Source organism: Streptomyces sp. NBC_00038 (assembly GCF_026343635.1).
In the GTDB taxonomy this organism is placed as follows: Bacteria; Actinomycetota; Actinomycetes; order Streptomycetales; family Streptomycetaceae; genus Streptomyces.
Genome location: NZ_JAPELQ010000001.1, coordinates 8,670,363 through 8,684,503 on the forward strand (window position 1 = coordinate 8,670,363; position 14,141 = coordinate 8,684,503).

The following is a 14,141-nucleotide window of genomic DNA, read 5'->3' on the forward strand; positions in this document are numbered from 1 at the left end:
CCTTTCCGGAGGGTGTGGGCAAGCGCTTTCTCCGTGAGCCGAGAGTGCCGGGCGGCCCTCAGTGCGGGAGAGGGCCGCCCGGCCGGTTGGCCCCGTCGTCAGGTGACGGGACCGAGCACGCGAAGCTTTCAGGCGGTTCCGAGGAAACACCGTGTAGCGGAGCGCCCCTTCAGGGGCGCGGCGAACTGCGCGACCAGCCACAACGGACCCGCAGTCAAAACACGGCCCGACCCGCGGAGCGCCCGGCGGGACTATTCGAGGAGCTCCGCGTACGAGCCCATGGCGAGGGCTATGTCCGCCTGGGCCCAGAACCGGTGGTACGTGAAGGAGGGCGCGGCCCCGCCCGCCAGATAGGACTCGATCTTCGACCACGCGGGGTCGTCCTCGTAGAAGGAGCGGATCGAGTCGAAGGTCGACGACGAGTTGACCGCGTCGCCGTTCGGCATGGTGCCGCTCCAGCCGCTCGGGACGTACACGCCGTCGTCGAAGCGGTTGTAGTCGGCGCGGGTCTCCGGGACGGCAATACCCAGACCGTCCTGGTAGTTGCCCCACATGCCGTCGAGCAGTGCCTTCGCCGTCGTCGCGGCCTGCGTGTCACCGGACCTGTCGGCGTAGTACGTCAGGGTCTTGGCGTACGCGGCCGCCACGCCGACGTCGTTCGTGTAGTCGGCGACGGTGACATGAAGTCCGCTGTTGGCGCCGGGACTTGACGCGTTCCAGGTGTCCGGGGTGCCGGACCACTGGAGGGTGGAGGGGATCAGGTAGGTGCCGTCCGGGTTGATCGTGGTCTTGGACAGCGCCCAGTCGACCCACTTGTCGAGGACCGCCTTCGCGCTCGCGTTCCCCGTCTGCTGGTAGTACTCGGCGACGCGCTCCATGGACCACGCCTGGAAGCCGAACCACTGGTTGGACGGCGGGTCGTGGTAGACGGGCTTCTCGTCGTAGTACATGCCGTAGAAGGTCGGCGTCCCGGCCGGAGGAGTCGCGTAACGGCCCGCCCAGCTGTTGGTCGCGCCGCCCGCGATGGCGCCCTCGTTCGACTGCAGCCAGCGGTAGAACTCCAGCTGTCGGCCGAGTGAGGTCGCCCAATCCGCCTGCCCGGTCGAGGACTTGGGCTTGAGGTCGGCGTACGAGCTGAGCGCGTACGCCGCCAGGGGGTTCTGGTAGCCGCCGTGGGTGTGGCTGGAGCCGATGCGCCAGGCCCAGCCCGCCGAGGTGTCCGTGGCGCCGCCCCAGGCGTAGTACCAGGACATCAGATAGTGCGAGGCGTCCTTGCCGGTACCGGCCGGGCAGGTCGAAGGTCCGACACAACTCCCTATTTTCTTGAAGTACTTGTCGTACATCGAGTAGCGCAGATAGTCGCCCATCTTCGCCGCCTTGCCCACGGTCGCCGAGACATCGGCGCCCTTGCCCTGCTGCTCGGCCCACACATCCGCCCAGTACGCGGCCTGCACGGCCCGCGCGTCGGCGTCCGGCGCGTTGGTGAACTTCCACTGCTTCGCGTACGAGGCGTCCCCGGTGAAGAGGTCCAAGTACCCGTTCGTACCGCCGTACTTGAAGGCATCACAGGTGGGCTGCGGGACCGTCTCCCACACCGACTCCTGCGGGCCGCGCTGGAAGGTGTTGATGTACGAGGGACCGGTGTCCGTCGGCCCCGCCTCGCACTTGCCGGGCGAGTTGCCGTAGCCGTAGACGTTGTCGACGTCCTGGAGCCAGTGCATCCCGTACACGTCGTCCGTGCCGTACGCGCTCTTCAGCTCGGCGGCGATCGGGTCGGGACCGACCGACACTCCGGTGTCGAGCTGCGCCGGGTACTGGTTCGGGGTGTCGTACTCGGGTGCGTACGTCGCCGGCTTCGAGGCGTTGTAGAAGGAGTTCGTCGGCTGGTCGGCGTGCGTGGGGATCATGTACGTCTCCATGGTCGTCCACGCGGCGTTGAACTTGGACCAGTCGCCGGTGACCTTCCCGTACATCGCCTGCAGCCAGATCAGATAGCTGTACGCCTCCGAGGTCGTCTCATGGCCCTGGTCCGGCGCCTCGACGATCAGCGTCTCCACCGAGTGGTAGGGGATGCCCTCGGGGGAGAAGTAGCCGTTCGCAGGGTTGGTGATCTTGCCGTAGAGGTCCAGGAAACGGGCGTCGTACGCCTTCGAGGCGGCCAGCTCCGTCACGGTGACCGTGGCCGGGGCATGGCCGGTCGCGGACGCCGTGAAGGTCGCCGAACCGGTGCCTGAGGCGTCGGCGGTGATGGTCACCCGCTGCGCCGTGTTCCAGTTGGACGGCGTGAAGGTGAGCGACGCGCCGCCGGTGACGGACAGACCCGTGTTGCCTGCGGTGCGGGCCACGGAGACGGTCGCGTTCGCGCTCGGCTGCGTCGACAGCTTCACGTCGAAGGTGCCCGACTGGCCCTGCTGGACACCGAGTTGACCCGGCGAGGCCACCACGGCGGGACCCGAGGCGACCGTGATGCCGACCGGTGTGGAGTCCGCCGACGCGCCAAGACTGTCGTACGCCTTCGCGACCAGGGAGTGGCTGCCGACGGTCAAGGTGTTGACCGACAGCGTGTAGGGCGAGCTGGTGTCCGTGCCGAGCAGGGTCGTGTCGTCGTAGAACTCGATCCTGCTGATGGTCGCGCTGTCGGCCGCCGCCGCCGTCGCGGCCAGCGGGACCGTGTTGCCCTGGGTGTAGACGGCGCCCGGAGCCGGGCTGGTCAGCACGGTGACCGGCGGCTGGTGCGCGCCGGCGCAGGTGGTGCCGTTGACCGCGAAGGAGGTCGGGGCGGTGTTCGTGCCGCTGTACGTGAACTGCGCGCCGGTGGTGACGGCGGCCCCGGCGGCGATCGTGCCGTTCCAGGAGGCGTTCTGCACGCTGACCGTCCTGCCGGACTGGGACCAGGTGCCGTTCCAGCCGTTGGTGAGGGTCTGGTTGCCCGCGTAGCCGTACGTCAGGGTCCAGCCGCTGATCGCGTCCGTACCCCGGTTGGTGATCGTCAGATCCGCGGTGAAGCCGGATCCCCAGTCGTTGGTCCTGTAGTCGACGCTGCACTGAACTGCCGCAGCATGGGCGGGAGTTGAACCGGTCGCGAGTGTGGTCAGCGGAAGGGCGAGGGCCGCCACGACAGCCGTCCACAGCCGCCGCGCGGTGTGACGTCTCCGTCTGGGATGCATGTGCTGGTTCCTCCTTGCGGCTCGGAGAAGGGGGGGAGGAGCAACAAGCCTTGAACCAGTGGGAGCGCTCCCATATTGATGAGAGGGGTGAGGGGGGTCAAGGTGCTTGAAGAGTCGAAATGATTCGATTGATCAACAGTGCAACTGCTCTGTCCTTCACCGTCACTTGGCGCTAGCTTCATCCGCACCAGTGGGAGCGGTTCCATCAGTCGACGCGTCCGTCACGACGCGTCCGAGCTGCAAGGACTCGCTTCATGAGACATCCCCCGCGATTAGGCATTGTGGTTCTCGGCGCCGCGGCAGCCCTCATCGGCACCGCGATCGCGCCGGTCGTCACGGCTTCAGGAGCCGCACCCGCGTGCACGGTGGAGTACTCCGTCACCGGCCAGTGGGACACCGGCTTCCAGGGCGCCGTCAAAGTCACCAACAACATGTCCGCGCTGAGTGGTTGGACCCTCGGATTCGACTTCGCAGGTGGTCAGAAGGTCACCCAGGGCTGGAACGCCAAGTGGTCCCAGTCCGGTACGACGGTCACCGCCGCCAACGAGAGCTGGAACGGTTCGCTGGGCACAGGGGCCAGTGTCAGCGCCGGATTCCTCGCCTCGTGGTCGGGGAGCAACGCCGTACCGACATCGTTCAAGCTCAACGGAACGACGTGCAACGTGGACGCCGAGCCGTCGCCCACGCCCACCCCGACCGAACCACCGCCCGCCACCGGCGAGGCGCCCGAACTGCACGTCTCGGGCAACAGACTCCTCGACGCGGACGGCGCCACCCGCAGACTCCTCGGCGTCAACCGCTCCGGCGGCGAGTACATGTGCGTCCAGGGCTACGGCATCTTCGACGGGCCGGTCGACGACGCCTCGGTGAAAGCCATCGCCGACTGGAACGCCAACACGGTCCGCATTCCGCTGAACGAGGAGTGCTGGCTCGGCCTGTCCAACATCAAGCCCGAGTACGCCGGCGCCAACTACATCGCCGCCGTCAAGGACCTGGTGGCGAAGGTCGAGGCGCACGGCATGACACCGATGCTCGAACTGCACTGGTCCTACGGCCAGTACACCGGCAACTCCGCGGGCTGCTCGGACGTGCACGCCAGCTGCCAGAAACCGATGCCGAACGCCCAGTACACGCCGTCCTTCTGGGCCTCCGTCGCCGGCACCTTCAAGGACGACAGGGCCGTCGCGTTCGACCTGTTCAACGAGCCCTACCCGGACCGCGCGACCTCCACCGTCACCCAGGCATGGACCTGCTGGCGGGACGGCGGCAACTGCCCCGGCATCGGCTACGAGGTCGCCGGAATGCAGGACCTCGTCGACGCGGTACGGGGCACCGGCGCCCAGAACCTGATCCTGGCCGGCGGGCTCGCGTACTCGAACGACCTGAGCCAGTGGCTGACGTACAGACCCAGCGACCCGACGGGCAATCTCGTCGCCGCCTGGCACGTCTACAACTTCAACACCTGCTCCAGCGAGAGCTGCTGGGACACCACGCTCGCCCCCGTCGCAGCCCAAGTCCCCCTGGTGGCAGGCGAGATCGGCGAGAACACCTGCGCACACTCCTTCATCGACCGCGTCATGGCGTGGTTCGACGCGCGAGGTCTCTCCTACCTCGGCTGGACCTGGAACACCTGGGACTGCTCCTCCGGCCCTGCCCTGATCTCCAACTACGACGGCACTCCCACGCCGTTCGGCATCGGGCTGCGCGACCACCTCCTCGCCCTCAACGGATAAGCGCCACCCGTGAGTTGACCTCGGTCATTCGTCAACGGATAGGAACCCGCACTCATGAGCCGTACCAGAACAGCGTTGCTCGCCGCCCTCGCCATGGTCGCCGGAACCGCCGGAGCCGCAGCCGCCGCGATCCCGGCCGACACAGGCACCGCGGCCATCCCCTGCACCGTCGACTACAAGGTGCAGAACCAGTGGGGCACCGGCTTCACCACCGCCGTCACGGTCACCAACAACAGCGCCGCCAAGACCTCCTGGGCGGTGAAGTGGTCGTACGCCGGGAACCAGCAGGTCACTTCCGGCTGGAACGCGAAGATCAGCCAGAGCGGCACGGCCGTCACGGCCGCCAACGAGAGCTACAACGCCTCGCTGCCCAGCGGTGGTTCGGTCAGCTTCGGCTTCAACGCCTCGTACAGCGGAACCAACGCGCTGCCGACCGCATTCACCCTCGACGGGGTGACCTGCAACGTCGACGACGGAGGCGGTGGCGGCGATCCGACGGACCCGCCCACCGGCACCAAGGTCGACAACCCGTACGCCGGAGCCAAGGTCTACGTGAACCCCGAGTGGGCCGCGAAGGCCGCCGCCGAACCGGGCGGCAGCCGCATCTCCAACCAGCCGACCGGAGTGTGGCTGGACCGGATCGCCGCCATCAACGGCGTGAACGGCGGCATGGGACTGCGCGACCACCTCGACGAGGCCCTGGAACAGAAGGGCACCGGCGAACTGGCCGTCCAGCTCGTCATCTACAACCTTCCCGGCCGTGACTGCGCGGCCCTCGCCTCCAACGGCGAACTCGGCGCGACCGAGATCGACAGGTACAGGACCGCCTACATCGACCCGATCGCCGCGATCCTCGCCGACCCGAAGTACGCCGCCCTGCGGATCCTGACGACGGTCGAGATCGACTCGCTGCCGAACCTCGTCACCAACGTCACCCCGCGCCCCACCGTGACCGCCAACTGCGACACGATGAAGGCCAACGGCAACTACATCAAGGGCGTCGGCTACGCCCTGAACAAGCTCGGCGACGTGCCCAACGTCTACAACTACGTCGACGCCGGACACCACGGCTGGCTCGGCTGGGACGACAACTTCGGCGCCTCCGCCGACATGTTCAAGCAGGCCGCCACCGCCGAAGGCGCGACCGTCGCCGACGTGCACGGCTTCATCGTCAACACGGCCAACTACAGCGCCCTGAAGGAGGATCACTTCACCATCAACGACACCGTCAACGGTTCCTCGGTCCGCCTGTCCAAGTGGGTCGACTGGAACCGCTACGTCGACGAACTGTCCTACGCGCAAGCCATGCGGAACCAGCTCGTCTCCATCGGCTTCGACTCCGGCATCGGCATGCTGATCGACACCTCCCGCAACGGCTGGGGCGGCACCGCCCGGCCCACCGGACCCGGCGCGACCACCACCGTGGACACCTACGTCGACGGCGGCCGCTACGACCGGCGCATCCACCTCGGCAACTGGTGCAACCAGTCCGGCGCCGGCCTCGGCGAGCGCCCGCAGGCGGCCCCGGCGACCGGGATCGACGCTTACGTCTGGATCAAGCCCCCGGGTGAGTCGGACGGCTCCAGCACCGCCATCCCGAACGACGAGGGCAAGGGCTTCGACCGGATGTGCGACCCGACGTACACCGGCAACCCGCGGAACAACAACAACATGTCCGGCGCGCTGCCGGGCGCTCCGCTGTCCGGACACTGGTTCTCCGCCCAGTTCCAGGAGCTCATGAAGAACGCCTACCCGGCGCTGTGACGGCCGGCTGACGCGATCCGCCAGGGGCCGGCCCTGCTTCCTCGGCCCCTGGCGGATCGCGACCCCGCATTTTCCGGCCCGCCGTCGTACGCCCGTTTTGCTGTATGCGCAACATGAGTGGCCGTTTCCGGGAGTGGCGGCGCACGCTGTCCACACCCGGACGAGAGGCTCGGAACCATGGCACACGACCACGACCACGCACCCAACGACCACACGCACGACGGCCACAACCACATGGATTTCGCCGACATGCTCCCCTACCTGGAACAGGAGGCCGAGCTCACCTCCCCCCTCTACGCGAGCGCGGCGGCCTGGCTGCGGGAGTGGCAGCCCGAACCCGAGATGATCGTGGACGCCGGCAGCGGCCCCGGCGTCGTCTCCTGCCTCCTCGCCGACACCTTCCCGCAGGCGCGGGTCGTCGCCGTGGACGGAGTGGAACCCCTACTGGAACGGGCCCGCGAGCGCGCCGACCGGCTCGGCGTCGCCGACCGCTTCAGCACGCTGCGGACCGAGCTCGACGACGGGCTCGGTGACCTGGAGTATCCCGCCGACCTGCTGTGGGCCAGCAGGTCCCTGCACCACGTCGGCGACCAGCGGGCCGCACTCGCGGGCTTCGCACGGGCGCTCGCCCCCGGCGGCGCGCTGGCTCTCCTGGAAGGCGGACTGCCCGCGCGCTACTTCCCGCGCGACATCGGGATCGGCCGCCCCGGCCTGCAGTCCCGTATCGACGCGATCCAGGAGGAGTGGTTCGCCAAGATGCGGGCCGAGCTGCCCGGAGCGGTGACCGAGACGGAGGACTGGCCCGCCCTGATGAACGCCGTCGGGCTGCGCCACACCGCCACCCGCACCTTCCTCCTCGACCTTCCCGCCCCCCTCACGGACCAGGCCCGCGCCTTCGTCGTCTCCGCCCTCACCCACCGCCGCGACGGCCTCGGCGAGCACCTCGAAGCCGACGATCTCGCCACCCTCGACCGGCTCCTCGACCCGGACGACAAGGCGAGCGTGCACCACCGCGGGGACGCGTTCCTGCTGACGGCGCACACCGTGTACCTCGGAGTGAAGCCGGAGTAACCCCTCGGCAGGCGTGTCGTCCTCGAACCGGACGGCGAAGCGAGTCGTCAGACCGGGCGGATCAACTCCCAGGTGTCGACAGCGAAGTCGAGGGTCATGCCGTGCCGTTCGTACAGTGCGAGCGCGCCGGTGCTGTTGTCGGTGTCCACGCCGAGGCCGATTCGGTCGCGGCCCCGCGCCGCGTAGTGTCCGAAAGCGTGGCGCAGGAGGTGGCTGCCGAGGCCCTGGCCCCGGGCCTCGCGCAGGACGCCGAGGCTGGCGATCCAGGCCATCGAGGTGCGGTCGTCGTGGCTTCGCAGCGCCGCCGCATCCCCGAGGCCGTCGAGGTGCGCGATCCAGATCAGCGACCAGTCGGCACGCTCGGCGTCGATGTCGTCCAGCCACTGCTCGTACGTACGCGGCTGGAAGTCGAAGTGGTCGGCGAAGGACTCCTGGAGCAGCGCGTGGGCGCGTCGGCGGTCCGGCTCGGTCAGACAGGGGCGCAGCGTCACACCAGGCGTAGGGGCGGGCAACCGGTCGGTGTCGCCCGAGAGATGACGGGCCATCACGTGGTAGCGGCGGACTTGGCGCCAGCCCCGTCCGCGCAACGCCCGCAGGTCCGTGGTGGGGGCGGTGTTGAGGTGCAGGTGCACCACCGCTCGTGCCGCCCCGTTGGCGGCCGCGCACTCGGCGGCCCGGGCCTCCATCAGGGCGAACAAGTGCTGGGCCCCGTGCGGCTGGTCGGGCAGCGTGTAGTGGTCCATGTCGATCCGCTCGCCGCCGGACTCGTCCCACAGCAGGCCGTAACCGACCAGCCGACCGCCGTCGAAAAGGAGCCAGGAGTCGCGCTCCAGATCCATCTCGGGATGCTTCAAGTCCGTCTGGATCTCGGTCAGTTCGGTGTCGGCGCGGCCGATCTCCAGCAGGTCGATCTCGTTGAGCAGCGCGCACACCGCCGCCGCGTCGTCGAACGTCGCCGGGCGCACGGCCAGGCCGGCCGGAGGGGTGGGCATGCTCATGGACCCACTGTCCGTCGACGCCGGTACGGCGTGCAACGGAGTTTCCCGCTGGTGCCGACAGCGGCGGGCGGGCCCCGCCGGGGTCGGGCCACTTGACTTCGAGAGCGCTCCAAGTGATGGACTCCCGGCGTTCACCGGAAACGTATGGGGGTAACCATGACCGACTCACCTGTGACACTCATCACCGGCGGTGGCAGCGGTATCGGAGCCGCGGTCGCGCGGCGACTTCTCGGCGCGGGGCAGCGGGTGACCGTCACCGGGCGGGGTGAGGAGCGGCTGCGTGGATTCGCCGAGGAACTCGGCCGACCCGAGGGCCTGTTGACGATCACCGGGAACGCGGCCGAGTACGACCACGTGCAGGCAGCGGTCGAGGCGACGCTCAAGGAATTCGGCCGGCTCGACACCGTCATCGCCAACGCCGGCTTCGCCACGCACGACACCGTCGCCGAGGGCGACCCCGCCGGGTGGCCCGAGATGGTGCTCACCAACGTGCTCGGTCCCGCGCTGCTGATCAGGGCCTCCATCGACGCCCTGAAGGAAACCCGGGGCCGGATCGTGCTGGTCGGCAGCGTCGCGGGCCACATCCACGGGCCCGGCAACATCTACGGGGCGACGAAGTGGGCCGTGACCGGGCTCGCCGAGAACACCCGCCGCCAGGTCACCGAGTTCGGAGTCGGCGTCACGCTGATCTCGCCCGGACGCGTGGAGACCCCGTTCTGGGACAGCTACGGCAGCCTGCCGCCGGGCCTGCTGCTGACCTCGGACCAGCTCGCCGAGTCGATCGTCTGGGCGATCGAACAGCCGGCCGGTGTCGATGTGAACACCGTGGTGGTACGGCCGATCGGCCAGCCCGTCTGAAGCGCCTGACGGAGAACGGCGCCGGCCCGGATGCGTGGTTCGCATCCGGGCCGGCGCCGTTCTCCGTCCAGGTCAGGCCTGGTTGAACGTCGCCGGGTCGGGACCCAGGCGGCGGTTCTCGTTCAGCGCGGCGATCGCCGCGATGTCCTCGGTGTCCAGGGAGAAGTCGAAGACGTCGATGTTCTCCTTGATCCGGGACGGGGTGACGGACTTGGGGATCACCACGTTCCCCAGCTGGAGGTGCCAGCGCAGGACGACCTGGGCCGGCGTGCGGCCGTGCTTCTGCGCGATGGCGACGATCGCGGGGACCTCGAGGAGACCCCTGCCCGAGCCGAGCGGGGACCAGGCCTCGGTGGCGATGCCCTGCTCCGCGTGGTACTCACGCGCCGCGATCTGCTGGAGCTGCGGATGCAGCTCGATCTGGTTGACGGCCGGGATGACGGACGTCGCCTCGATCAGCGACTCCAGCTGCTCCGGAGGGAAATTCGAGACACCGATGGCCTTGGCACGGCCGTCCGCGTAGATCTTCTCGAAGGCCTTGTACGTGTCGATGTACTTGCCCCGCGCGGGCGTCGGCCAGTGGATCAGGTACAGATCCAGGTACTCCAGGCCGAGCTTCTCCAGGGACGTGTCGAACGCGCGTAGCGTCGAGTCGTACCCATGGTCGCTGTTCCAGAGCTTGGTGGTGACGAAGAGATCCTTGCGGGCGACGCCGGAGGTGGCGATGGCCTTGCCGGTGCCCTCTTCGTTGTTGTAGGCCGCCGCTGTATCGATGCTGCGGTACCCGGCCTCCAGCGCGGTGGCAACCGCCCGCTCCGCTTCGTCGTCCGGCACCTGCCAGACGCCGAAACCGAGCTGCGGCATCTCGACGCCGTTGTTCAGGATGATCGGGGGGACCTTGCTCACGAGCTCTCGATCCTTCAGTCGTCGGGTGGAACTCCCATCGTCAACGATCACGCGCCGTGTTGCATTCCTGACCGCTGGAATCGCCGCGCGGACCGGTGATGCGAGCCGGAGAATGGCCGGAAACGGATCCGAGATAGGCGTCTCTGACCCTGGGGTCGGCGTGCACTTCGGCGGGCGTTCCCTCGGCCAGGACATGGCCGAGGTCCAGGACGACGACGCGGGCGGAGAGTTTCATGACGAAGGCGACGTTGTGCTCGACGAGGAGGACGGCACAGCCCTCTTCGGCTGACAGATGACGGATAACAGATGACAGATGACCAATTTCGTCATCTGTCATTCCACTCGCGGGCTCGTCAAGGAGCAGCACCCTGGGCGGCTCCGCGACCGCACGAGCCAGCTCGACCATGCGAGCCTGGCCGACGGGCAGGGCTCCGGCATACGCATCACCGATGCCGTCGAGACCGCAGCTCCGTAGAACGTCTCTCGCACGTTCCCGGCGGCCCTTCTCATGCGTACGCCGTGTGGGCGAAGCCAGCAGATCGGCCACCAGACCGCCCCCACCCCCGCGCCACTCCTGGGCCACGACCAGATTGTCGGCCACCGTGAGCTGGCCGAAGAGCTGCTGCCGCTGGAAGGTGCGGCGCATGCCGTGGCGGGCGCGCCAGACGGGGGAGCGGCGGGTGACGTCCGTGCCGTCGAGCAGGATGCGTCCCTCGTCGGGGCGGCGGATGCCCGACAGTGCGTCGAAGAGGGTGGTCTTTCCGGCGCCGTTGGGGCCGATGAGCCCGCAGATCTCGCCGGGGCGCAGGGCGAGGCTCACGCCGTCGAGGGCGCGGACGCCACCGAAGCGGACCCCGACGCCGACGGCTTCGAGGACGGGCGTGTTGTCGCTCTTGGCTGCTGTGCCGTCGTTCACGGCCGCACCATCCCTTCGGGCCGGGGGCCGTGCTGCGGGGAGTCGCCGGTGCCGGCCCCGATTCCCAGGTACGCCTCCGTCAGCCGGTCCGCCTCCACCTCCTCGCGTGGCCCGCACCACGTCACCCGCCCCCGCGAGAGATAGGCGACGGTGTCCGCGACCCCGAGGACCTCGGCCGCCTTCTCCTCCACGAGCAGCAGTGCCGTGCCCGCCTCCTTGAGCTCGGTCAGCAGCCGGAACACCTCTTCGACGACGCGCGGGGCGAGTCCGAGCGAGGGCTCGTCCGCGATCAGTACGTCCGGCGGGCGCTGGAGGAGAGGTGCGAGCGCGAGGATCTGCTGCTCGCCGCCGGAGAGCGAACCGGCGAGGACACTGCGACGCGCCGCGAGAACCGGGAAGCGGGTGTACACGGCGTCGCGTTCGTCCCGTGCGCGCAGCCGCAGGGCGAGGTTCTCCTCGACGGTGAGGGAGGGGAAGATCCCGCGTCCCTCGGGCGCGAGCACGACCCCGGCCCGGGACCGTCCGACGGCCCGCTCGCGGGTGGCGTCGCGTCCGGCGACGTACACCTGGCCGGTGAGCGGGGCCAGGACCCCGGCGGCGACGCGGCAGGTGGTGGACTTTCCGGCGCCGTTGGGGCCGAGGAGGGCGAGGATCTCGCCGGGGCGGACGGTGAGGTCGACTCCGTGCAGGACGGGGGCGCCGTCGTAGCCGGCGTGCACGGCGCGGAGTTCGAGGGCGGCGGGGGCCGGTGTCTCGGCCGTCGTCCGCCGTGCGGCGGACGGGGGCGTTTCGGGGGCCGTACGTGGCGTCGTCCTCGCACGCCTGCGGTGCAGACGGGTGGACACCGCCGCCGCGTATCCGTCCGGGTCGTTGGCCAGTGCCAGGCCGGCCAGGCCGAACAGAACCACCGGCAGATGGACGGACTCGGTGACGTAGTCGGACAGCAGATGCGGTACGGCGGCGTAGACGAGCCCGGCGACCACGGCGAACTGCGGGCGGCGTACGCCGGCCGCCACCACCACCGCGAGCCAGATCAGCCCCGTCATCGCGGTGAAGTCGGTCGCGGTGATGCGGGTGCTGTACGACGCGTACATCACGCCGCCGAAGCCCGCGAGCCCCGCCGACAGCGTGAACAGCATCAGCTTGGTGCGGATCACCGACACGCCCGAGGCCATCGCCGCCGCCGGTGCCGAGCGGACCGCGAGCATCGCCCGCCCGGACGGCGAGTCCCGCAAGGCGCTGAGCGCCGCCACGGCCAGCGCGACGAGCACGATCATGGCCACGCCCATCGCGCGGTCGTCGCTCAGGTCCACCGGTCCGAACACCGGCCGCGGGATCGCCCAGCCGGTGTCGCCGTTCCTCAACCAGCCCATCTGGAAGAGGACTTGGTCGGCGAGAAAGGCCAGCGCGAGGGTGGCCAGTGCGAGGGAGCGGCCGCCCACCCGCAGGGCGGGCAGCGCCACCAGTGCGCCCAGCACGGCCGCCGCGCAGGTACCCACCGCCGCGGCCGCCACGAACGGCCATCCATGGCTCATCAGCAGCCCCGCCACCAGCGCCGCACCCGTCACGAAGGTCGCCTGCGCCAGTGACACCATCGCGCCGAGCCCGGTCACCACGGTGAACGAGATGAACACCAGTGACAGGGCGAGTCCTTGGGCGAGGATGCCGCTCCAGAAGGGGGTCGTGACGGTGTAGAAGGCGGTGGCGAGCAGCAGGGCGGCGGCAGCCCAGGGCCCCCAGCGCCGTACCCACGACCGCCCCGCCAAGTAGTCCACCGGCGGCGGATCCATGGCAGCAGCCGTGCCCGCCGTCCGTTGTCGCCGTGTCAGCACCAGCAGCCCGGCGAAGAGGATCAGGAACGGGACCGCCGTACGGAATCCGGTGATGCGCTCGGCGAACGTCGCGTACCCGGCGACCAGGTTCTGCAGTACTCCGAGGCCGAGGCCGCCCGCGAAGGCGAGCGGGATCGAGACGAAGCGGCCGAGTACCGCGGCGGTGGCCGAGACGAAGAGGAAGAGGGTGAAGTCGTGGGCGGACAGGCCGAGGAGGGGAGTGGCGAGGACGCCCGCGAGTCCGGCGAGCGCCGAGGACAGCATCCATGCGATGGACGACAGCCGGTCCGCGCTCATCCCGCGCAGTTCGACGAGGGACCGGTTGTCCACCGCCGCCCGGAGTTCGAGCCCGAGCTGCGTGTGCCGCATCAGGATCCACAGGCCGACGGCTACGACGGCGGTCGCCACCCAGGTGATCAACTGGTCGGAGTCGACGCCGACTCCGTCCATCAGCTGCCAGGACTTCGCCGGGCTCGGCCCGACCCCGGGAAGTCCGAACTGGTTCTCGGCGGGCTTGACAGACACTCCCGCGTCGTCGAGGAGTTCCACGATCCAGAGCCCCAGTGCGGGCAGTGCCACCAACAGGCCGATGGTGGCGACGATCTGGGCCGTCTCACCCACCCGCGCCAGCTTGCGGAACATCAGCCGGTCAAGTCCCCAGCCCAGCAGGGGCGCCAGCACGCCGATCACCAGCACGGCGGTCGGTACGGCGGGCCAGTCGAGGCCCGAGTGCAGTTCGTAGAAGACGAGCGCGCACAGATAAGCGGTGGCGCCGTGTGCGAAGTTGAACAGACCCGAGGCCGAGTAGGACAGCACGAGTCCGGTCGCGAGCAGGGCGTACAGCGCCCCCGAGACCAGTCCGCTCAGCACGAATCCCAGCAGGTCCGACATCCCGA

9 protein-coding genes are annotated in these 14,141 nt (G+C 69.3%); 4 read left to right on the plus strand and 5 right to left on the minus strand.

Features of this window, described 5'->3' with window-relative positions:
* Positions 1 to 251: 251 nt before the first annotated feature.
* The gene (locus tag OG219_RS38950; RefSeq protein ID WP_266834726.1) at positions 252 to 3,167 is read right to left on the minus strand and encodes a glycoside hydrolase family 48 protein; all 2,916 of its coding nucleotides are present in this window, start codon (positions 3,165 to 3,167) and stop codon (positions 252 to 254) included.
* Positions 3,168 to 3,421: 254 nt separating this feature from the next.
* Between OG219_RS38950 and OG219_RS38955 the strand changes: the two genes are divergently transcribed.
* The 3 genes from OG219_RS38955 to OG219_RS38965 all read left to right on the plus strand — a co-directional run bounded on the left by OG219_RS38955 (position 3,422) and on the right by OG219_RS38965 (position 7,735).
* Positions 3,422 to 4,900 (plus strand): cellulose binding domain-containing protein, encoded by a 1,479-nt coding sequence (locus tag OG219_RS38955; protein ID WP_266834729.1) that lies wholly within the window; start codon positions 3,422 to 3,424, stop codon positions 4,898 to 4,900.
* Positions 4,901 to 4,954: 54 nt separating this feature from the next.
* A complete protein-coding gene (locus OG219_RS38960) occupies positions 4,955 to 6,664 on the plus strand; it encodes a glycoside hydrolase family 6 protein (RefSeq protein ID WP_266834731.1) in 1,710 nt (569 codons plus the stop codon).
* A 177-nt stretch (positions 6,665 to 6,841) separates the two neighbouring features.
* Positions 6,842 to 7,735 carry a trans-aconitate 2-methyltransferase gene (locus OG219_RS38965; RefSeq protein ID WP_266834733.1) on the plus strand — a complete coding sequence of 298 codons (894 nt, stop codon included), beginning with the start codon at positions 6,842 to 6,844 and terminating at the stop codon, positions 7,733 to 7,735.
* A 47-nt stretch (positions 7,736 to 7,782) separates the two neighbouring features.
* Here OG219_RS38965 and OG219_RS38970 read toward each other — a convergent pair whose 3' ends face one another.
* Entirely contained in the window at positions 7,783 to 8,733 is a 951-nt protein-coding gene (locus tag OG219_RS38970) for a GNAT family N-acetyltransferase (protein WP_266834735.1), read from the minus strand.
* A 156-nt stretch (positions 8,734 to 8,889) separates the two neighbouring features.
* On the opposite strand from OG219_RS38970, the gene OG219_RS38975 reads away from it, so the two are divergent.
* Complete coding sequence (locus OG219_RS38975) at positions 8,890 to 9,591, plus strand: SDR family oxidoreductase (protein ID WP_266834736.1); 702 nt, start codon at positions 8,890 to 8,892, stop codon at positions 9,589 to 9,591.
* Between the two features lie 72 nt (positions 9,592 to 9,663).
* Here the strand turns inward: OG219_RS38975 and OG219_RS38980 are convergent, their stop codons facing one another.
* From OG219_RS38980 to OG219_RS38990, 3 genes are all read right to left on the minus strand, one after another.
* Positions 9,664 to 10,455 (minus strand): aldo/keto reductase, encoded by a 792-nt coding sequence (locus OG219_RS38980; RefSeq protein WP_266836383.1) that lies wholly within the window; start codon positions 10,453 to 10,455, stop codon positions 9,664 to 9,666.
* Between the two features lie 82 nt (positions 10,456 to 10,537).
* Positions 10,538 to 11,413 (minus strand): ABC transporter ATP-binding protein, encoded by an 876-nt coding sequence (locus OG219_RS38985; RefSeq protein WP_266834737.1) that lies wholly within the window; start codon positions 11,411 to 11,413, stop codon positions 10,538 to 10,540.
* A complete protein-coding gene (locus OG219_RS38990; RefSeq protein WP_266834739.1) occupies positions 11,410 to 14,136 on the minus strand; it encodes an ATP-binding cassette domain-containing protein in 2,727 nt (908 codons plus the stop codon). Before OG219_RS38990 ends, OG219_RS38985 begins: the two co-directional genes overlap by 4 nt.
* Positions 14,137 to 14,141: the final 5 nt, after the last annotated feature.

Excerpts from the sequence above, each read along its gene's own strand:
- OG219_RS38970 (WP_266834735.1), bottom strand. The coding sequence starts at position 8,733 with ATGAGCATGCCCACCCCTCCGGCCGGCCTGGCCGTGCGCCCGGCGACG.
- OG219_RS38955 (WP_266834729.1), top strand. The coding sequence starts at position 3,422 with ATGAGACATCCCCCGCGATTAGGCATTGTGGTTCTCGGCGCCGCGGCA.
- OG219_RS38960 (WP_266834731.1), top strand. The coding sequence starts at position 4,955 with ATGAGCCGTACCAGAACAGCGTTGCTCGCCGCCCTCGCCATGGTCGCC.
- OG219_RS38980 (WP_266836383.1), bottom strand. The coding sequence starts at position 10,455 with ATGCCGCAGCTCGGTTTCGGCGTCTGGCAGGTGCCGGACGACGAAGCG.
- OG219_RS38965 (WP_266834733.1), top strand. The coding sequence starts at position 6,842 with ATGGCACACGACCACGACCACGCACCCAACGACCACACGCACGACGGC.
- OG219_RS38950 (WP_266834726.1), bottom strand. The coding sequence starts at position 3,167 with ATGCATCCCAGACGGAGACGTCACACCGCGCGGCGGCTGTGGACGGCT.
- OG219_RS38975 (WP_266834736.1), top strand. The coding sequence starts at position 8,890 with ATGACCGACTCACCTGTGACACTCATCACCGGCGGTGGCAGCGGTATC.
- OG219_RS38990 (WP_266834739.1), bottom strand. The coding sequence starts at position 14,136 with ATGTCGGACCTGCTGGGATTCGTGCTGAGCGGACTGGTCTCGGGGGCG.